This window comes from Marinomonas sp., assembly GCF_965225885.1.
Classification (GTDB): domain Bacteria; phylum Pseudomonadota; class Gammaproteobacteria; order Pseudomonadales; family Marinomonadaceae; genus Marinomonas.
The window spans coordinates 1,139,782-1,158,837 of sequence record NZ_OZ245329.1 but is presented as its reverse complement, the minus strand read 5'-3'; the positions used below and the strand labels follow the sequence as shown (position 1 = coordinate 1,158,837).

Here is a 19,056-nt window from a genome sequence, read left to right as displayed (position 1 = left end):
TCAGAAGGATTTATTAAGATTAGTTCTGCGCCATATAAGCTTCGTTAATAGAGGCTTCACAGGATTTAACCGTGTTCTCTGTGGTTTCAACCCATTTAGCGCCATATTCGTTCACAAACCAATCACGTACTGGTTTCGCCGCTTCTTGGAACTGCGCTTTTTCTTCTGCTGTCGGCGCATAAACCGTACCGCCAGATGCCTTAAACTCATTGTAGGCTTCAATCTGACGACGTTTTGGCATCACAGTTGTCACTTCACGCAACGCATCGAAACCATCCATCATGATGTGTTGAAGGTCTTCAGGCATGTCTTTCAGAGAATCGTTATTCATCCACCACATAGACGCCATATAACCGTGACCATCTAGCGTCATATATTTAATATGTTCATTAAACTTCATACCCATAATGTCGGTAATGCCGTTTTTAGTGCCTTCCACCAAACCAGTTGCTAATGAAGTATACACTTCTGGCCAAGGCACAGCCGTTGGGCTGCCACCCATCGCTTTCACAAGCTGCATTTGAATAGGCGAATTGATCGTACGGATCTTCAAACCTTTCACGTCAGCAGGTGTTTTAATCAATTTATTGGTTGTCGCAAAGTTACGCCAGCCGCCCGTATTACCAATGGTCATTAAACGCATAGTACCTGTTCGATCTAGCAACTCTTTACGAATTGGTCCGACCAACATTTCATTATTCAAGGCGCATTCAGCAACACGATCTGTTGGGAATATATAAGGAATATCCAGCGCTTGGATCTCTGGGAAAACATTCGACAAACCACCCGTCGTGGTATTAAACACTTGGATCAAGTTAGCTTGCAGCGCTTCAATACATTCTGTTGGGTTACCACATAGCTGACCGCCAGAATAAATATTAACGTGAATACGACCGTTTGAGTGCGCTTCAACATAGTCTTTCAACACGACAGCGCCGTCATAATCTTCATCGCTGGTATTAGAAAGATGGACAATATTGAAATCATAATCAGCCGACAGTGCAGGCATAGCAGCAAGAGACAAACTCGCCGCCATTAATGTTGGAACAAAAGCAGCTGTGGTCTTTTTTAGTAAAGCGGTTTTTTTCATTTCGAAGGCTCCGTTTTTTATTCTTTGATCACTTTTTTTATTCTGAATCACGCAAGTGGTAAACAAATAAATAGGTCATTCATAAGACTGTCTCAAAAGAGATTACTTATAGAAAATTCACTATTTTCTTGTCATGTCTTGTTTTATATCTTATATAAGACATAAAGTGCAAGAAAATAACAGATTTTTTTATTTCGTCTGGTATTCTAAATTGATTCGATACAAAGCAGGGCAACCCATGACAGTCAGTACACCGCAGCCATCCCCAACCTTCAAACCTCTGTATAAACAGGTTCAAGAGTTAATTACGGAAAGAATTATCGAAGGTTCTTGGAAGCCAGGTGAGATTTTACCGAGTGAATTTCAACTTGCAGACCTGCTTGGCGTCAGTCAGGGAACGGTTCGAAAGGCACTTAACGCATTAACCGAGGACAATGTCTTATTTCGTCGTCAAGGTGTTGGCACTTTTGTATCAGAGCACACACTGCAAAAAATGATGTTTCACTTTTTTCATTTCAAAAGTGATAACGGTGATGTTCCCGAGCTGCCTTATGCGCAATTACTCGAAACACGCTTGATCACACCAAATGACAGCCTACGCACTCTTTTTGATATCGCACCAGATGAAAAAGTCATTGAAATTCATCGTGTACGTTCAATAAAAAATACAGCATCCATACGTGAACTAATTTACCTTCCTCATCGCTACTTCATGGATTTAGACAAAGAAGAAAAGCTGCCACATTCGCTGTACCACTATTACCAACAGCATTTCAATATTACTGTTCACAAGGCCACGGACAAAATCAAAGCGGTTTTGGCCGATGAGCAAGACCAAAGCGTTTTAAACATCGCCGCAGGTCAGCCTTTGTTAGAAATAACGCGAACTGCTCGTGCATTAGATGGACGCACTGTCGAGTACCGAATCAGCCGAGCCAATAGCCAAGACCTACATTATCTTGTCGAACTCAATTAACTGACTATCTAAATTAACAAGCAAAATTAACCAACTAAAAAAAGAGCGCCTGACAACAAGGGTCAATGCGCTCTTTTTTTATGGCCTTTCTATTTAGTGAGAGCTTTTCATCCCTATTAAAAGCCCTGCCACATCAAGCTAACACCAGACAGTAGCAACAAGCTAAACGCCACAAAGCGCATCGCTCGACTAGAAATTGGCACCGGAAACTTTCTCGCTACTAAGGTCGCTATCACAACCACAGGAAAGCCCAGAGCACATAACAACCAAGTCTCGATCTCGACTCCCTGTGTCATGCTGACCGATCCCACACGTAATGCCGCCGTGCAACAGAATATCCCTAATAAGGTCGCACGTATTCTGGCCTGATCATCTGGCTGGCGATACATCATGAAGGTAATTGGCGGGCCAAAAGTCGCAAACATCCCCCCCATAACGCCACCAATTACACCACTGACAGCAAAAGCGCCAGCGGAGGATTCCTTTCTCACCCTATGAGCTTGTAGCATCATCACTAAACTGCTGACCACAATGCACAAACCTAAGCTGAACTTCAGCCAGCCCAGTGCATTTTCGCCAAGGTAGCCAAGCAACCACACGCCAAGAAAAATGGCTGGCAAACAAGGCAAAACAAAGCCCCAAAAAGCACGACGATTTATCTTTCGCCAATGCCCACCATAAAGCCCGATCCCCGCATTGATAAGACTTAACACACTCACCGCAAACGCAGTGACCTCAATAGGCGCTAAACCTAATGCCGATACACTACTCACAACAATCAATCCAAAAGCGAATCCCGTCGTCGCCTGAATGTAACTGCCAAGAGCAAAAAACAATAATAAAAGCAGGCTCGAACTGTCCATAAGCTTAAAAGCCCCTCTCGTTTGTTACACACTTCAATATGTCTAAAACCAGTTGCTTAGCCTCCATCAGGAGGCAAAGCCAAGTAAACGAGGCAAGGTCATCGTCAAAGCTGGAATATAGGTAATCAGCAAAATAACAAAGATATGCACAGCCAAATAAGGCAACATTTCACGGCTAATCGTCTCGACTCGCTCACCACTCACACTAGAGGCAACAAACAGCACCAAGCCCATGGGTGGCGTCGTCAAACCTATGGTTAAGTTCACACACATCACAATGGCAAAGTGCAAAGGATCAATACCAAACTGCGTCACGATAGGACCAAGAATCGGCCCTAAAATCAGAATCGCAGGGCCGGCATCTAAGAACATGCCGACAAATAAAAGTAGCAAGTTAATAATCAGCAGTAGCAGCAATGGATTTTCAGTCAAAGAAACCATGATCGCAGCGACTTTTTGTGGCGCGCCAGATAGGCTGATCACCGAAGAAAACGCCACCGCACTGCCGACAAGGAACAAAATCACCGCGGACGATTTAGCCGTCGCGTAAAACAAGCTTGGCAAGCTACTCACTGTCATGGTTTTCGACATCAAGCTAACAACCAAAGCGTAGGCAGCCGCGACAGCCGCCGCTTCTGTTGGTGTAAATACACCAGACAAAATACCGCCAAGCAAAATAACTGGCGTTAATAATGGCCAAAAAGCTTGTTTAACTGCTGTGCCACGCTCTTTCCATGTGGCCTTTTCAGAGGCCACTTTGTAACCACGACGACGTGCCAAAAACCACGTCATCGCCATCAAGCTAACACCAACCAAAACACCCGGTACAAGGCCAGCGGCAAACAAACCACCCACCGATACGTTCATCACAAACGCGTACAAAATCATGATGCCGCTTGGTGGAATAATAGGACCGATCACCGAAGACGCTGCCGTCACCGCCGACGCAAAACGACGCGAGTAGCCGTTCTTTTCCATCGCTGGGATCAACATTTTCCCCAACGCAGAACAATCCGCCACCGCAGAGCCACTCAGGCCTGCAAACAACATGGAAGACAAAATATTGATTTGCGCCAAACCACCGCGCAAATGACCAATGAAGGCTTGGCTTACTTGTACAAGCGACAAGGTAATACCACTGCGGTTCATTACCTCGCCCGCCAACATGAAAAACGGAATCGCCATCAAAGGGAAGCTATCAATACCGTTGTACAGACGCTGTGTCAGCAAGAGATAGAACATCTCTTTACCTTCTAAGAACAAGCTCAAGCCCGGCGCAAACAACAAAGCAAACGCAACAGGCATCCCCAAAAACATCACAGAAAGCAAAATCCAGAAAAATGAAATACCCATGGGTTATCCCTCGCTTTCGCTATCTGACAACACAAAATGGTCGTCGTTAGATTCATTAAAAAGACGCGCAATACCAATTAAGAAAAGTTCGATATACACCAGCATCATGACGCCAAAACCAATCGGCATCGCCATGTATGACCAAGCTTTGGTAATAGGCAGCGCCGTGGCTAACATGCGCGTCCCTTTTAGGGCGAAATCTAGGCTTTTATTAAACGCGTAATACAAGACAATCCCGACCAATACATACAACACCAACTCCAGCAGCAAGCTCAAGCGTCTTGGTAAAGACCCTAAAATAATATCCAGCGCCGCATGTTGCTTAGTGCGAGAGACCACAGGCAGTGTCAAAAACGTCATCCAAACCATCAGGTAACGCGCCAGCTCTTCAGACCAAGGTAATGAGTCGTTGAGCACATAACGACAAAACACCTGAACGAGAATCGACGCCGTCATCACCGCAACCGCGGTGATTGCCAGATACTTGAAAACGAACACGAAGGCAGAATTTACCTGCCCAAGTAACATTATTATTCTTGTTAATAAAAGCATAGAGACACCTTTACGAGTTCTTCATTTGCGCCAAATGCGCCTTACACTGTCCCAACATATTGGCCAGATCATTGGCAATCGACACAAAACTAAAACCAACGTCTAATGCCCATTTGGCATCATCAGGTGTTGGCATAACGGTTCCCACAGGAATCCCCGCTTGGTTACAAGCTGTCACACAGGCAACGATTTTGGCGCGCACATCAGGATGATTCACCTGACCTGGCAAGCCCATTGTCATCGACAAATCTCCAGGACCAATGAATACTGCACTGACGCCTTCCACCTTGCCGATTTCTACCGCTAGCGCTAACGCCTCAACGGTTTCCAATTGAGGGATCAAACACACTTGTTCATTGGCGGCTGTAGGATAATCTTCACGCGTGGTATAACGCGCCGCTCGGTGCATTTTGGCAAAGCCACGTTTGCCTAATGGAGGATACATACTGGCCTGAACAATGGCTTTCGCTTCGTCAACCGATTCAACAAATGGGAAATACAAGGTCATACCGCCTTGGTCTAATACTTGTTTAATCGCAATCGGATCATGACTTGGCATTCTAATAACCGCTGCGGTTGGCGTTTGTTCGACTGCACGCAAAATTGGAGTCGTGTCATGAATGCTGGCAGGGCTGTGCTCTAAATCCACCACCAAATAGTCATAGTTTAAAAATGCCATCGCTTCTGCCACAGTCGGGCTACCAGACAAGGTCCAACCACCAATCAACTTCTGACCATCCAGTAAACGCTGCTTAAATGGGTTAATCGTCTTGCTCATTTAGAATATCTCCGGTTCATCGATGACAGCGTCACCTTGTAAAAAGTCAAAATCGCACCCTTCGTTTGCTTGGGTGACATGGGTTGAAAACATAGCGCCATAACCACGAGCAAACTTTGGTGGTGGTGGTGCCCAAGCCGCTTTTCGTGCGGCCATTTCTTCATCACTAATTTCTAAATTCAGCGTACGTTTTTCTACGTCCAACGCGATCCAGTCACCGGTTCGAACAAAGGCCAACGGCCCGCCAACATAAGATTCCGGCGCGACGTGTAAAACACAGGTGCCGTAATGAGTGCCGCTCATGCGTGCATCCGAAATACGCACCATGTCACGCACGCCTTTCTGCAAAAGCTTTTTCGGAATCGGTAACCCGCCCCATTCAGGCATACCCGGACCGCCTATTGGCCCAGCATTTTTAAGCACTAAAACGGTATTCTCATCCACATCAAGGTTGGGGTCGTCGATCTGCGCCGTCATTTGAGCGTGGTTTTCAAACACCAAGGCTTTACCGCGATGATTTAACAAATGCGGCGACGCTGCAGAGGGCTTACACACCGCGCCATCTGGACAGAGGTTTCCGGTGATCACACCAATTGTGCCGCGATCATTGACCGGATTGTCTAAGGAACGAATTACATCGTCGTTGTAGATTTCGACGCCATCCAAGTTCTCTCCCAAGGTACGACCATTCACGTTGCCTTGATCCAGATGCAAGAAATCTTTAATGCGAGTTAATAACGCTGGCAAGCCACCCGCGTAGAACAAGTCTTCCATCAGATATTCGCCAGCAGGCATAAGATTGGCAATAACAGGGACTTTGCGTGCCCATTCATCAAACAAAGACATGGGTAAATCAATACCAGCACGCCCAGCCATGGCGATTAAATGGATAATGCCATTGGTGGAACCACCCAGCGCAACATAAGTGACAATGGCGTTTTCAAAGGCTTCTTTGGTGGCAAGGGATTTTGGTGTTAGGTCTTCAAATACCATTTTGGTAATGCGCTCACCCGCCAAAGAACATAGACGTTGATGTGCAGAATCGGCCGCAGGAATAGTGGCAGAACCGGGTAAACAAAAACCCAATACTTCGGCCATAGAGGTTAACGAAGACGCCGTTCCCATGGTGTTACACGTTCCCACAGAACGGGTCATTTTGGCTTCTAGTTCAAGCCAATCTTCATCACTTAAATTACCCGCGCGTTTTTCATCCCAATATTTTCGAGTATGGGTGCCCGTACCAATTTTTTCGCCTTTAAAATTACCGTTTAGGCTCGCTCCTGCTGGAATATAAATAGCTGGAATGTTCATACTGATAGCGCCCATCAATAGGCCCGGTGTGGTTTTGTCACAACCGCCCATCAAAATAGCACCGTCAATCGGATGACTGCGCAGTAGCTCTTCAGTTTCCATCGCAAGGAAGTTTCGATACATCATGGTGGTTGGCTTCACCATCACTTCACCCAGCGACATAGCTGGCATTTCTAAAGGGTAACCGCCAGCGCGAATGATGCCTTCTTTGACAAACTGGGCACGCTCTCTAAGATGAGTATGACAAGTACTGATGTCGCTCCAGGTATTAATGATGCCAATAACGGGGCGATTCATAAAATCGCTGCGCTTGTATCCAGTCTGTTGCGTACGTTGTCGATGCGCAAAAGCTCGCATATTGTCAGGAGCAAACCAACGCTGACTGCGCAGGTCTTCGATACGTTTTGCCATGATGCTGTCCTGTTCTTACAGTGTTTATTTTTATCGTTTGAGCGCTTAACCAACAATGCTTGTTTACGGCTTCTTCAAACTTGTGATATAACTCTTATATAAGACATAAGATAAGTCAAGAACTATCCCACCCGTCATTAAAAATAGTGCACAAAATCGTGGTGAAAAGCAGAGGCTTGAAATAAATACGAACCGTAACAACCTAAATATAAAACGAACAAACTAATAGAGGTACCGCAATGCTTGAACTAAAAAACAAAGCACTCCTGCAAACAAAATGTTTAATCAATGGAGAGTGGGTTGAATCTTCAGAAGGCAGCACGCTAGATGTATTTAACCCTGCAAACGGTGAATTAGTAGCAACTGTTGCGACTGTTGGTGCTGCGCAAACCGAACAAGCCATCGCCGCTGCTGAAGCCGCTCAAAAAACTTGGAAAAAGAAAACCGCCAAAGAACGCGCCGCATTATTACGTCGTTGGCATGATCTATTAATGGAAAACCAAGAAGACTTAGCGAAGCTAATGACCGCAGAACAAGGCAAACCCCTGGCAGAGTCTCGTGGTGAGATCGGCTACGCGGCGTCGTTTATTGAATGGTTCGCAGAAGAAGGCAAGCGCATTTATGGCGACATGATCCCAACTTACGCACCAGATCGCCGTATCCTAGTCATGAAAGAACCGGTTGGTGTGTGTGCTGCTATTACACCTTGGAACTTCCCTGCGGCCATGATCACTCGTAAAGCTGGTCCAGCGCTTGCTGCTGGTTGTACCATGATCATCAAACCAGCTTCCGAAACGCCATTAAGCGCCTTAGCAATGGGCGTTCTTGCCATCGAAGCAGGTATTCCAGCGGGTGTTATTAATATCGTTGTCGGTAAAGCGAGCACCATCGCCAAAACTTTAACCAACTCTTCCGTCGTTCGTAAGCTGACGTTCACAGGCTCTACCCCTATCGGCAAATTGCTGATGAAAGACTGTGCCGACACCATGAAGAAAGTCTCTCTTGAGCTGGGTGGTAACGCGCCTTTTGTTGTGTTTGATGATGCAGATATCGACGAGGCCGTTAAAGGCGCCATGATGTCTAAATACCGTAACGCAGGCCAAACCTGTGTTTGCGCCAACCGCATCTATGTTCAAGCAGGCGTTTACGACACCTTCGTCGAAAAATTCGCCGCTCAAGTGGCAGCAATGAAAGTGGGCAACGGGACAGAAAAAGACGTTGAACAAGGTCCTCTAATTAACCGTGCCGCCGTGGATAAAGTGGACGAGCATGTACAAGATGCCATCAGCAAAGGCGGCAAAGTCGTTACCGGTGGTAAACGCCATGAATTAGGTGACAACTTCTATCACCCAACCGTTATCGCCAATGCCACTCAGGACATGTTGTTTGCCAAAGAAGAAACCTTCGGACCTTTAGCGCCTATCTTCAAATTTGAAACAGAAGACGACGTGATTGCCATGGCGAACGACACAGAATACGGTCTAGCGTCTTACTTCTACTCTCGTGATATTGGTCGTATTTTCCGTGTGGCAGAAGCGTTAGAAACGGGCTTAGTCGGTGTGAACGCAGGTGTTATCGCCACAGAAGTCGCGCCATTTGGTGGCTACAAAGAATCCGGCCTTGGCCGTGAAGGCTCGAAATACGGCATTGATGACTACATCAATACGAAATACGTGTGTGTCGCCGGTTTAGATAAATAACGGATTCATCACAACAGGGGGTGTCTACTGAAACCCAGGCATCCCCGTCCTTTGTCGACCGGAGAATAGTAAATGCCGACATTAACCAACCAATACCCATCTTTAAAAGACAAGGTAGTCTTTATCACTGGCGGTGGCTCAGGGATTGGCGAATACCTTGTTCGTCACTTCATGGGGCAAGGCGCAAGCGTTGCTTACATCGATATTGATGACACTAGCGCTACTGCGTTAAACCAAAAACTGACTGACGAATTTAAGGTGACACCTTGGTTTAGAAAAGTCGATGTCCGTGATATTGCCGCCTTGCAATCCGCCATCGACGACGCAGCACAAGAACTCGGCCGCTTAGACGTATTGATCAACAACGCGGGCAAAGACGATCGTCATAAAATCGAAAACGTCACACCGGAATACTGGGACAACTGTTTAAACATCAATATGCGCCCGCACTTCTTTGGCATGCAAGCCGCGGCGAAATGGATGAAAGAAGGCGCGAGCATCATCAATATGGGCTCGATCAGTTGGATGCGTGGCCGTGCTGGTATGGTGGGCTACACTACATCAAAAGGTGCAATCCATACTATGACACGAACCATGGCACGAGAACTTGGCCCTCGCGGCATTCGAGTCAATTCCATTGTTCCGGGTGCGGTGGTCACAGAACGCCAAAAAGCACTTTGGCTAACGCCTGAATTGGATCAAGAGTTTATCGATGTGCAATCGCTTAAATTCCGTATTGAGCCGGACGATATTGTCGCCATGGCATTGTTTCTTGCTTCTCAAGACAGCCGCGCGTGTGCAGGACAAAACTTTGTTGTGGACGCTGGCATCGTATAAAAAATACGCTATTTCCGCTAAAATCACGGTTTAGAAACCATTCTGAGCCGTGCTCTTCTCACTTCCTCTTCTTGTACTCAAACGGCCTATATATTGCCTAGATTCTGCAAACAAAAAGTATCTAGCTTGTTTTCTCATGCTTTGTGCTTTTAATTCCCTAGACTGCCCATAAGAATAGTTTAATAGTTAAACACCATACTGAGGTCATACTTCATGAAAGACTCTTTAGACATTCAATTCATCTCCGATGTAATGTGCCCTTGGTGCGTGGTCGGTTTGGGAAACCTAAACAAAGCCCTTGAACAACTCAGCGATACCGTCGACACCACACTGTCGTTTCAGCCGTTTGAGCTTAATCCGAAAATGCCAGCAGAAGGCCAAAATCTAAACGAGCACATTACGGAAAAGTACGGCATCAACAAAGAACAATCAGACCAAAACAGAACCATGATTCAAGCTCGCGGCAAAGAAGTCGATTTTGACTTCAACTTCTCACCAGAAAGCCGCATGCGTAACTCGTTCGATGCCCATCGTTTGTTGCATTGGGCGCAGTCAGAAGGCAAACAAGCTGAGCTAAAAATGGCATTGTTTAAAGCGCATTTTACGCACAATCAAGATGTCAGCGACCACACAGTTCTGGCCAACCTTGCCGCTAGTGTGGGCCTAGACCCAGCCGCTGCAAAAGGCATTTTGGAGAATAACCATTTTGCCGATGAAGTCCGCCAGCAAGAACAAATCTGGCAACAGAATGGCATCACATCGGTGCCGACTGTGATTATCAACAACGCCTATGCGATTTCAGGTGGACAGCCAGCGGAAGTCTTCAAAAGTGCAATTGAAGAGGTACTAGAAAAACAGAAAGCAGAGAAACAGAAAGCAGAACAACAAGACGCTTAATTAAGTCGTCTATAACAAAAAGCCCCATGTTGTTTTTCCAGTTATTGGAAATCAACATGGGGCTTTTTTGTTATTTCAACTCATTATCATGGCAACTAAAAAGTACTTAAATCAGCCAAACATAGTATTAGGAAGGTAAAGCACAATCTGTGGGAAGATAATCAACAAAGCGACTGCCAAGATCATCATCAACCAGAAAGGCAGCACTCCTTTGAAAATGTCACCTAACTCCACGTTCGGTGCGACCGATTTGACGATGAAAACATTGAAGTATAACCCGGTAAACCCCAAGACATATCCGCTGCACCTTGCAAAACACGCACATATTGCTCGGCAGGGCCTGCACCTAGCTCGCCGCCATGATAGCCGCGCACAGTCAAAGCACCGTTAGTCGCTGCCGATAAATCAGCATTCAATTTTTCAATTACTGATGCATTAATGGTGTGAAACGGCGGAGTGAAGCTAGCGAACTTCAATTCCTCAGCAAAGACTTGAGTGGATAAAGTGATAGCCGCTGAAGCCGCAATAATCAATTTAGTCAATTTCATATCTGTTCTCCCAATGTAACTTTAGTGCCTTGCTTGAAGGCTTTATTATTTTTGTTATGGGACAAACCGGATAATCGGAGCGCCCTTCTTAAATCGAAACTCTACTCTCAACCATTAGCCAATTCTTCAAACAACTCTTTCCCTCGCAACTCTTTCCCAAGCGACTACTTTTGCTATTTAACAGCGACTATTTAACAGCGACTCGGTTTTGTCTGACGTTTCTTTATAATGCAGTTCAATCGATCCCTGTCTTTTGGCTATTAACCACGTACCATTTATACGTTTAATTTCATCCACAAAACGACCAATAAAAATGTCCGCACTCGCCTGCACCATGCTTTCAATACCTTCGGCTTTTCTATTCGCGGCAAAAAGCACCACTCTCGATGTTACGACGACAAGACCTTCATCAATAATATTAGCTTCTATATTTGTCAGTGCATGGCAGGTTTCTTTCGCTGGACGCGAGGCAAAAGACTCAAGAATCGCGTCACGACCTTCAATTTTTTCGGTCGGTGCACTGGGTCGATACAGTTCGCCATCTTCGGCATAGCAATTTGCCAATTCTTGCCAACGCCCTTGATCTAGCAAATTAATGGAACGAGTTACCAGCTTTTGACACTGCCACTCAATCAACATATTTTCGGTCGTTTGATTACTCATAATCCCCTACTTTTTCTGCAACCATGTGTGCAGTGCCGCCGCAACATTATCTGGATCCTCCGCTGGCGCCATGTGTCCAGCGTCGTCGATCACGACAAGTTCACTACCACTAATTTGTTGTTGGATCGCCTGATGCTGAACCACAGGGCTCCAAGTATCTTGCGAGCCGGAAAGCAGTAAAGTTGGTACCGATATTTGTGAAAGTAGCGCTTCAGCATTGGGGCGATTTATCAATGCATGAATCTGTTTTTCAAAATCTTCAACAGAATAAGACTCGACCATTTTTGTTAAATCGGCCATCAAATTTGTGTTATTTAATCCTTTGGGAGACATCATAGGGATGAGCCATTGCGTTACTAATACTGAAATACCACTCGTTTTCGCGGCTTCAATCAAACGCATACGACCGGGAATTTCTTTATCGGACTTGGGATGAACACCTGTATTTAAAAGCGCTAGACGCGTTACCCGCTGCGGTGCAAGACGATATATTTCCAGTGCTACTCGTCCTCCCATAGAGTGTCCCGCCAAGGCAAAGTCGCCTTCAATACTGGACAACACAAACCGCGCCATGTCGGTCAGATCATCAAATCCAGCAAAGCTAATAATCTCAACGTCGGTATCATTCTCTAATTGAGCTGCGACGTTTTGCCAAATTCGTTGATCACAGAGCAAACCCGCTAAACAAACCAATTTGGGTCTAGTTATGCGCACATTCATTGTGATTTATTCTCCCTTTTCATCAACATTTTCGTATATCAAATGGCCCAGTGCTGTATTAGAAACAGGCACATAATAATGACGGTGAATTTCGTTAACCTGATGATTCAGCGCACCACGCATGATCAACCACATCACCATTTCACTCCCTTCTGTTCCGGATTCGCGGATGTATTCGACTTGAGAAATCGCCCCTAGCTTCTCATAGTCACTCTTTAAATCATCCAGAAAAGCGAGGTCCCACTCTTGGTTAATCAAGCCAGCACGTTCGCCTAATAGTTGGTGACTCATGCCACCGGTTCCCCAAACCTGAACATTTAGATCTTCAGGGAATTGCTCTACTGCGGCTCGAATCGCTTTACCCAAAGCTAGGCAGCGCTCGCCCGAAGGCGCAGGATAAACCACGGTATTGACGGCCAAGGGAATAACTTGGCAAGGCCACTCTTCTACTTCCCCAAACACCATAGACAAAGGCACAGTAAGGCCATGGTCCACGTCCATTTCATTGACAATCGTCATGTCAAAGCCTTGCTTTATCAATGACTCGGTAATGTGCCACGCTAGCTTCGGCGCGCCCTTTACGGTAGGAACAGGGCGAGCACCATAACCTTCATCCGCTGGGTGATATTCTTCCCCACAGCCAATCGCAAAAGTGGGAATCACTTTCATATCAAACGCTGTCGCATGATCGTTATAGACCAAAATAACGACATCTGGTTTTTGCTCGCGGATCCATTTTTTAGTGAACTGATAACCATCAAATATTGGCGCCCACTTTTCGTCGCCACTGTCGTCCTTATCAATAATATGTCCAAGCAACGGAATATGAGAGGTACCTAATCCACAGGTAATTTTGGCCATTATTGCTTCTCCTCAGATGTGTTACTTACAACATAACGATTCCCTTCCGGCGAACGGCCACCACGGCGCATCATATCGATGTATTCATCAACGGATAAATCGGTCATGGTGGAAACGGCTGCCGCCACGCTTAGCCCATCGCTCGAACTGATTTTGACGAGGTAATAAATGTTGCCACCAAGGGCAATGAGCTGACTAAAATCGCGAGCAATCACGGCACATTTTTGCGCTTCCGTCATCGGCCATTTGTCTAGATAGGTACGTTCATTTTGCTTAAACGCCGTTCGATTAGACTCTTGCATTAAGGACATACAAAATTGATTGAGGTGAAAGCCTATTCTGGCCATATCGCCGTCGAACACGGTCGTGCCAGGAATATCACTGTAAGGCTTATTGTTATTATTCATTCGCGTCTTACCTTCGCTCGCTTCTTGCCCTCACTAAAGAGGAATTAACTAAGTAGAACTTATTTAATTAAAGGTACACAGAAAAAGCCCACCTTACATATGCACAATCGAAAACATGGCTAAAATTTTGGTTATATCATAAATTATAGATAACGAGCTTTTACTCACCACGACCTCACGAAACGACCTGTTAAAAGGAAACCAAGGATGAGCAACCCTAATTCAAACTTTCCACTGACACTCAAACAATGCCGTGTTATCAGAGAAATAATGAAGAAAGGTACCGAAAAAGAAGCAAGCTCGTCGTTAAACCTAAGTCAATCCAGTGTCTCCCGTGCCTTGTCACAAGCCGAACAAGCATTGCAGGTGAAGATATTTACACGTGGTTGGAGTGGCGCTGAACCGACGTCAGCAGGGGAAGTGGTAATCTCGTCTTGCAACAGCATTTTACAGGCGATTTCTGACACCGAGCGCCAATTGCAAAGTAACGTTACTACCTTACTAAAATTAAAAACCTACGTTGAATGGCGGCATTTGATGATCATTGAAGCCGTCGTTAAAGTTGGCAGTGCTTCTGTCGCAGGGCAAGCACTTGGCATGACACAACCAGCGGTTAGCAAGACATTAAAAGAACTCGAAAATATGGTACAGCAGCCGCTCTTCTCAAGAGCGCGCCGCGGTTTGATCCCTCAAGATGCCGCCAAGCAACTGGCTTCGTCATTCCTAAGAATTTCACCTGTGGTACAATCGCTTCAACATAACCTTCAATCACTACCAAACGAATTGACTGGCAGATTGTCCGTAGGGATGCTGTCTTTTTCCTGCCAAGATATTGTTCCCATTGCGTTTGCTTCTATATTTAAACAACACTCAGGGATTCGACTGCAAGCCATGCAAGGTCCTTATCACATGCTGGCAAACGCCCTACGACAAGGTGAAATAGATTGTTTTCTGGGTCTTATGAGAAAAGGCCCTATTCATCCAGAGCTAATCGAGCTGCCATTATTACCAGCCCAATACGCTTTGATCGCTCGTGCTGATCATCCGATTCATCAAGACGCAAAGACACTCAATGACCTGGTAAATGAACGCTGGATTGTGGCGCGGCATGGCACGCCGATTCGGGATTATTTCGAAAGCCTGTTCCACAGCATAGACAACAAACCGCCCATTCAAGCACTGGAAATGCTGACCTTTGCCTCTTCAGAAGAGCTGGTTATCCACAGTGACGCCATCGCATTACTCTTCTACGACGACTGGAATATCAAGCAACTCAACCCTCGCCTAAAGCAAATCCCTATCCCACTGCCAAAACCTGAATGCACCATAGGCATCACACTGCATCGCGAACGACAATCCGCCATCATTCAGACATTTATTGAAGAGCTCAAAACCACCATTGCAAACAAACAATAGAACCAATAGTAAAAAAGCCCCATTTCTCTTGAGATGAGGCTTTTTATTGCTAAGATTTACTTAAGCAAGAACACCTTAGAAAGGATAAGGCGTTGCCGCTTGTTTCACCGTCACCCATTGCCAATGAGTATAAAGATCCCAATCCGCAGGGCCACACACCGCGCTGCCGTTACCCGATGCACCGCAACCACCAAATGGGTTAATGCATTCATCATTGACGGTTTGATCATTGATATGCAACAAACCAACATGCAACTGAGCACCAATACCTTGTGCGCGAGAAAGATCGTTTGAAATCACCGCACCCGCTAAGCCATATTGCGTATTGTTCGCCATGGCAACCGCTTCGTCGTCGCTTTTGAATGTCACGATGTTCACCACAGGACCAAAAATCTCTTCGTCAAAAGAGCGCATTCCAGGTTTCACATTGCTCAACACCGTTGGTGCGTAGAAAGGCCCTTCGTGCGTTCCACCTGCTTCTAGCTTAGCGCCCGCCGCGACCGAGTCTTGAACAATCGCATGTACTTTTTCTAGCTGGCGCTGATTAATTAGCGGCCCTAAAGCGACTTGTCCAGAAACGGGATCACCGACGGGTAAATGCTTTGCTTTTTCGACGATTTTAGCCGTTAGTGTATCAGCGATACTTTCTTGGACAAGGATACGACCAGATGCCATACAGATTTGGCCTTGGTGGAAATACGCGCCCCAGGCAATGTTACTGGCGGCAACATCTAAATCAGCGTCTTCCAAAATAATCAGCGAGCTTTTGCCACCTAATTCAAGTGACACTTTTTTCAGATTACGACCACAGGCTTCGCCAACCTTACGACCTGCCGCAGTAGACCCAGTGAACGCCACCATTCCAATTTCTGGTGCTGCACAAAGGGCTTCACCGGCTTCAACCGCACCGGGCAGAACTTGGAACAAACCTTTTGGTAAACCCGCCGCCTCTAGGGCAAGTGCTAAAAGAAAACCACCTGTCACCGGTGTTTGTGGATCAGGCTTGGTGACGACTGCGTTACCGGTTGCCAGTGCCGGCGCAATAGAACGAATAGAAAGGATTAATGGAAAGTTAAAAGGCGAAATAACACCAATCACACCAATCGGTTTACGCTTGGCATAAGACATTCTTTCTGGAACGGAAGGCAATGTCAGACCATTTGGCTCTAGCGTCATGTTGGCAGCCAACTGAAGAATCAACATGGCTTCTTTTACTTCATGCTGGCCTTTTGGAATGATACCGCCCGTTTCACGCGCCACATACAAGGCCAATTCATCAAAATTTTCTTGTATGAAAGCGGCGGCTTTATGGAACAAAGCGGCCTTATCTCTTGGTGGGACTTTCAGCCATTCCTTTTGCGCTTCATTGGCGCGCTGACACGCCGAATACACGTCGTCTGCCGACGCAATCCCCACTTCGCTCAATACTTTCCCTGTTGCTGGCTCTAGCACGTCTTGCTTGTTAGACGCGGCAACCCAGTCGCCTGTGAAAAATTTGCCGGACCACTTTTTGGATTCAAGTACAGATACTGTCATGTGTGTTCTCCTGTTTATTTTTATTCGTAACATCATTTTTACTAGGACAAATTAACGCCAGCGAAAGTTCAGCGACATTAAGTATTCATATCGTTCCAACATTACTTATTACTAAACCACAGCAATACCTATGCCGAAATATAATTTATATTTATTACACATCAGAAATAAAACTTATCTTATTGATAAATAAAGTTTTTTAAGAGTTTCGATGTAAAGCACTCATTGCTAAATAGATTAAATTACACACAACACGCTTGACGATATCGTTAAATTCAATCAACACTAAGAAAAAAACACTTAATCATTTCATCAATCGGATGGAAGAGGAAAAATAATAATGACAAACTCTCACCGTATTTCTTTGGCAGACATGGCCAAGAACAACCAAAAAATCCTCCTTAAAGGCAGCTCCCGTGAGCTAGATGGCCAACATGCGCCCACCGTGGAAGAACTAACCGAATGCCTGTTTTTTTCGCCGGGCGATGGTCGTATTTGGCTAGACGATCAGCGCATGTTGCTGATCCACAGTTCATCGTTTGGTCTGTTACGTCGCGAAATAATCGATTCTCTTGGCCTCGACAAATCGCGCGACATTCTTACTCGAACAGGTTATTTGTCAGGCCTTCGTGATGCGGAGCTCATTCAAAAACGCTGGCCCGATTCAGACCCTGCCTCTATTTTCAAAGCTGGTACGCATCTTCATGGGCTAGAAGGCGTCGTCAAAGTGGAAACGGTTCACTTCGAATTTGATACCGAAAAAGGTCTCTACGATGGCGAGTTTATTTGGCACCACAGCAGTGAAGACGAAGAAAACATTGCCGCTTACGGCATTGGCAGCTCACCGGCTTGCTGGATGGAATTGGGCTACGCCATCGGTTATGTCTCTGGTTTAGTGGGTTCTTTAGTGATTTTCCGAGAAGTAGAATGCCAATCCATGGGACATTCTATCTGTCGAGTCATTGGCAAATCCGCTGAGCTTTGGGACAATATCGAAGACGACATTCGTTTCCTCAATGTCACCACCAACGATGCCGACATCAGCACCAAACCAGACCCGCAGCTCGACCAAATGGAGCCAGAAGCACTCGATGATCAACCTAAAATGATCGGGGTTTCCGCTGCTTTCACCGCCGCCAATCACTCGTTACAAAAAGTCGCCCCAACCAATGCCACCGTATTATTCACTGGCGAATCTGGCGTGGGCAAAGAACTTTTTGCCAGCATGCTGCATAAATTCAGCCGCCAAACAGGCCCTTTTGTGGCGTTTAACTGTGCCGCCATTCCTGAAAATTTGATGGAAACAGAGCTCTTTGGTGTTGAAAAAGGCGCCTACACAGGGGCAACAAACAGTCGTCCCGGTCGCTTTGAAAGAGCCAATGGTGGTACACTTTTCTTAGATGAAATTGGCACACTAAGCCTAGCTGGTCAAAGTAAGTTATTGCGCGTTTTACAAGAAAGAGAGGTCGAACGAGTCGGCGGCATCTCCGCGATTAAAGTCAATGTTAGAGTCGTCGCAGCGACCAATGTCGACCTGCGAAAAGCCGTTGAAAAAGGCGAATTTAGCGAAGATTTGTTTTTCCGTTTAAACGTATTTCCTATTCATCTACCGCCACTAAGAGAACGCAAAGCCGATATTCCTTTGCTTATTAACCACTTCTATCATCATTTTTGCCAACTGCATCAAAAAGCACCATCTGGCATGACACAAACAGCGCGACGGGCGCTATTAAATTATGGCTTTCCGGGAAATATTCGTGAGCTGCAAAACTTGATGGAACGCGGCGTGATCGCATCAGAAGAAGGCGAGCCAATTGACCTGCCACATTTGTTTAGAAATGAATTTATCCCTGAAGAGATTATCTATTCAGTGAACCACCAAGGCACCTTAAGCCATGCTGATAGCAGACAAGAATCCACCGAATCCCTCTTAGAGCACATCACCCAATTCGTCGGAGGACAAGGTCATCTGGATATTGAAAAACTCGAACAAAACTTACTAGAAGAAGCTCTAAACAATGCTAAAGGGAATTTATCAGAAGCCGCAAGACGAGTTGGGTTAAGTCGTCCACAGCTGGCTTATCGGCTCAAAAAGAACAAGCAAAACTCACCCGAGAAGTAATTTATTCATTAAAAA

The 19,056-nt window shown here is 45.8% G+C and carries 18 protein-coding genes; 6 read left to right on the top strand and 12 right to left on the bottom strand.

The window, feature by feature from the left end:
- Positions 1 to 19: 19 nt before the first annotated feature.
- The gene (gene dctP, locus ACO05V_RS05285; protein WP_421848235.1) at positions 20 to 1,090 is read right to left on the bottom strand and encodes a TRAP transporter substrate-binding protein DctP; all 1,071 of its coding nucleotides are present in this window, start codon (positions 1,088 to 1,090) and stop codon (positions 20 to 22) included.
- Positions 1,091 to 1,328: 238 nt separating this feature from the next.
- Here dctP and ACO05V_RS05280 point away from each other — a divergent pair, with 238 nt between their 5' ends.
- Positions 1,329 to 2,066, top strand: a complete 738-nt coding sequence (locus ACO05V_RS05280) for a GntR family transcriptional regulator (protein WP_421848233.1) — start codon at positions 1,329 to 1,331, stop codon at positions 2,064 to 2,066.
- A gap of 116 nt (positions 2,067 to 2,182) precedes the next feature.
- Here ACO05V_RS05280 and ACO05V_RS05275 read toward each other — a convergent pair whose 3' ends face one another.
- From ACO05V_RS05275 to araD, 5 genes are all read right to left on the bottom strand, one after another.
- On the bottom strand, positions 2,183 to 2,929 hold the full coding sequence (locus ACO05V_RS05275; RefSeq protein ID WP_421848231.1) for a TSUP family transporter: 747 nt from the start codon (positions 2,927 to 2,929) through the stop codon (positions 2,183 to 2,185).
- Between the two features lie 66 nt (positions 2,930 to 2,995).
- Positions 2,996 to 4,282 carry a TRAP transporter large permease gene (locus ACO05V_RS05270; RefSeq protein WP_421848229.1) on the bottom strand — a complete coding sequence of 429 codons (1,287 nt, stop codon included), beginning with the start codon at positions 4,280 to 4,282 and terminating at the stop codon, positions 2,996 to 2,998.
- A gap of 3 nt (positions 4,283 to 4,285) precedes the next feature.
- Positions 4,286 to 4,834 (bottom strand): TRAP transporter small permease, encoded by a 549-nt coding sequence (locus ACO05V_RS05265; protein WP_421848227.1) that lies wholly within the window; start codon positions 4,832 to 4,834, stop codon positions 4,286 to 4,288.
- Positions 4,835 to 4,844: 10 nt separating this feature from the next.
- Positions 4,845 to 5,612 carry an HpcH/HpaI aldolase family protein gene (locus ACO05V_RS05260; RefSeq protein WP_421848225.1) on the bottom strand — a complete coding sequence of 256 codons (768 nt, stop codon included), beginning with the start codon at positions 5,610 to 5,612 and terminating at the stop codon, positions 4,845 to 4,847.
- Positions 5,613 to 7,334 (bottom strand): L-arabinonate dehydratase, encoded by a 1,722-nt coding sequence (araD, locus tag ACO05V_RS05255; protein WP_421848223.1) that lies wholly within the window; start codon positions 7,332 to 7,334, stop codon positions 5,613 to 5,615. It lies immediately after the preceding gene.
- A gap of 239 nt (positions 7,335 to 7,573) precedes the next feature.
- Between araD and ACO05V_RS05250 the strand changes: the two genes are divergently transcribed.
- The 3 genes from ACO05V_RS05250 to ACO05V_RS05240 all read left to right on the top strand — a co-directional run bounded on the left by ACO05V_RS05250 (position 7,574) and on the right by ACO05V_RS05240 (position 10,768).
- Positions 7,574 to 9,034, top strand: coding sequence for an NAD-dependent succinate-semialdehyde dehydrogenase (locus ACO05V_RS05250; protein ID WP_421848221.1), 1,461 nt, complete (start codon positions 7,574 to 7,576; stop codon positions 9,032 to 9,034).
- A 72-nt stretch (positions 9,035 to 9,106) separates the two neighbouring features.
- Complete coding sequence (locus tag ACO05V_RS05245; RefSeq protein WP_421848219.1) at positions 9,107 to 9,871, top strand: SDR family NAD(P)-dependent oxidoreductase; 765 nt, start codon at positions 9,107 to 9,109, stop codon at positions 9,869 to 9,871.
- Positions 9,872 to 10,084: 213 nt separating this feature from the next.
- Entirely contained in the window at positions 10,085 to 10,768 is a 684-nt protein-coding gene (locus ACO05V_RS05240; protein WP_421848217.1) for a DsbA family oxidoreductase, read from the top strand.
- A 224-nt stretch (positions 10,769 to 10,992) separates the two neighbouring features.
- Here the strand turns inward: ACO05V_RS05240 and ACO05V_RS05235 are convergent, their stop codons facing one another.
- The 5 genes from ACO05V_RS05235 to ligA form a co-directional block, all read right to left on the bottom strand.
- A complete protein-coding gene (locus ACO05V_RS05235) occupies positions 10,993 to 11,316 on the bottom strand; it encodes a hypothetical protein (RefSeq protein WP_421848215.1) in 324 nt (107 codons plus the stop codon).
- A 177-nt stretch (positions 11,317 to 11,493) separates the two neighbouring features.
- The gene (locus ACO05V_RS05230) at positions 11,494 to 11,979 is read right to left on the bottom strand and encodes a nuclear transport factor 2 family protein (protein WP_421848213.1); all 486 of its coding nucleotides are present in this window, start codon (positions 11,977 to 11,979) and stop codon (positions 11,494 to 11,496) included.
- Between the two features lie 6 nt (positions 11,980 to 11,985).
- A complete protein-coding gene (locus ACO05V_RS05225) occupies positions 11,986 to 12,699 on the bottom strand; it encodes an alpha/beta fold hydrolase (protein WP_421848211.1) in 714 nt (237 codons plus the stop codon).
- 6 nt (positions 12,700 to 12,705) lie between these two features.
- The gene (locus ACO05V_RS05220) at positions 12,706 to 13,560 is read right to left on the bottom strand and encodes a class III extradiol dioxygenase subunit beta (protein ID WP_421848209.1); all 855 of its coding nucleotides are present in this window, start codon (positions 13,558 to 13,560) and stop codon (positions 12,706 to 12,708) included.
- Positions 13,560 to 13,967, bottom strand: a complete 408-nt coding sequence (gene ligA / locus ACO05V_RS05215) for a protocatechuate 4,5-dioxygenase subunit alpha (RefSeq protein ID WP_421848207.1) — start codon at positions 13,965 to 13,967, stop codon at positions 13,560 to 13,562. Before ligA ends, ACO05V_RS05220 begins: the two co-directional genes overlap by 1 nt.
- 207 nt (positions 13,968 to 14,174) lie before the next feature.
- Between ligA and ACO05V_RS05210 the strand changes: the two genes are divergently transcribed.
- Positions 14,175 to 15,383, top strand: a complete 1,209-nt coding sequence (locus ACO05V_RS05210) for a LysR family transcriptional regulator (RefSeq protein ID WP_421848205.1) — start codon at positions 14,175 to 14,177, stop codon at positions 15,381 to 15,383.
- A 75-nt stretch (positions 15,384 to 15,458) separates the two neighbouring features.
- Here the strand turns inward: ACO05V_RS05210 and ACO05V_RS05205 are convergent, their stop codons facing one another.
- A complete protein-coding gene (locus ACO05V_RS05205) occupies positions 15,459 to 16,919 on the bottom strand; it encodes a benzaldehyde dehydrogenase (protein WP_421848203.1) in 1,461 nt (486 codons plus the stop codon).
- 340 nt (positions 16,920 to 17,259) lie between these two features.
- On the opposite strand from ACO05V_RS05205, the gene ACO05V_RS05200 reads away from it, so the two are divergent.
- The gene (locus ACO05V_RS05200; RefSeq protein ID WP_421848201.1) at positions 17,260 to 19,041 is read left to right on the top strand and encodes a sigma 54-interacting transcriptional regulator; all 1,782 of its coding nucleotides are present in this window, start codon (positions 17,260 to 17,262) and stop codon (positions 19,039 to 19,041) included.
- Positions 19,042 to 19,056 lie beyond the last annotated feature (15 nt).

Bases quoted from the DNA above. Each gene is read 5' to 3' on its own strand.
- araD (WP_421848223.1), bottom strand. From the start codon at position 7,334: ATGGCAAAACGTATCGAAGACCTGCGCAGTCAGCGTTGGTTTGCTCCT.
- dctP (WP_421848235.1), bottom strand. From the start codon at position 1,090: ATGAAAAAAACCGCTTTACTAAAAAAGACCACAGCTGCTTTTGTTCCA.
- ACO05V_RS05265 (WP_421848227.1), bottom strand. From the start codon at position 4,834: ATGCTTTTATTAACAAGAATAATAATGTTACTTGGGCAGGTAAATTCT.
- ACO05V_RS05205 (WP_421848203.1), bottom strand. From the start codon at position 16,919: ATGACAGTATCTGTACTTGAATCCAAAAAGTGGTCCGGCAAATTTTTC.
- ACO05V_RS05260 (WP_421848225.1), bottom strand. From the start codon at position 5,612: ATGAGCAAGACGATTAACCCATTTAAGCAGCGTTTACTGGATGGTCAG.
- ACO05V_RS05225 (WP_421848211.1), bottom strand. From the start codon at position 12,699: ATGAATGTGCGCATAACTAGACCCAAATTGGTTTGTTTAGCGGGTTTG.
- ACO05V_RS05270 (WP_421848229.1), bottom strand. From the start codon at position 4,282: ATGGGTATTTCATTTTTCTGGATTTTGCTTTCTGTGATGTTTTTGGGG.
- ACO05V_RS05210 (WP_421848205.1), top strand. From the start codon at position 14,175: ATGAGCAACCCTAATTCAAACTTTCCACTGACACTCAAACAATGCCGT.
- ACO05V_RS05280 (WP_421848233.1), top strand. From the start codon at position 1,329: ATGACAGTCAGTACACCGCAGCCATCCCCAACCTTCAAACCTCTGTAT.
- ACO05V_RS05235 (WP_421848215.1), bottom strand. From the start codon at position 11,316: ATGAAATTGACTAAATTGATTATTGCGGCTTCAGCGGCTATCACTTTA.
- ACO05V_RS05275 (WP_421848231.1), bottom strand. From the start codon at position 2,929: ATGGACAGTTCGAGCCTGCTTTTATTATTGTTTTTTGCTCTTGGCAGT.
- ACO05V_RS05250 (WP_421848221.1), top strand. From the start codon at position 7,574: ATGCTTGAACTAAAAAACAAAGCACTCCTGCAAACAAAATGTTTAATC.
- ligA (WP_421848207.1), bottom strand. From the start codon at position 13,967: ATGAATAATAACAATAAGCCTTACAGTGATATTCCTGGCACGACCGTG.
- ACO05V_RS05220 (WP_421848209.1), bottom strand. From the start codon at position 13,560: ATGGCCAAAATTACCTGTGGATTAGGTACCTCTCATATTCCGTTGCTT.
- ACO05V_RS05240 (WP_421848217.1), top strand. From the start codon at position 10,085: ATGAAAGACTCTTTAGACATTCAATTCATCTCCGATGTAATGTGCCCT.
- ACO05V_RS05245 (WP_421848219.1), top strand. From the start codon at position 9,107: ATGCCGACATTAACCAACCAATACCCATCTTTAAAAGACAAGGTAGTC.
- ACO05V_RS05200 (WP_421848201.1), top strand. From the start codon at position 17,260: ATGACAAACTCTCACCGTATTTCTTTGGCAGACATGGCCAAGAACAAC.
- ACO05V_RS05230 (WP_421848213.1), bottom strand. From the start codon at position 11,979: ATGAGTAATCAAACGACCGAAAATATGTTGATTGAGTGGCAGTGTCAA.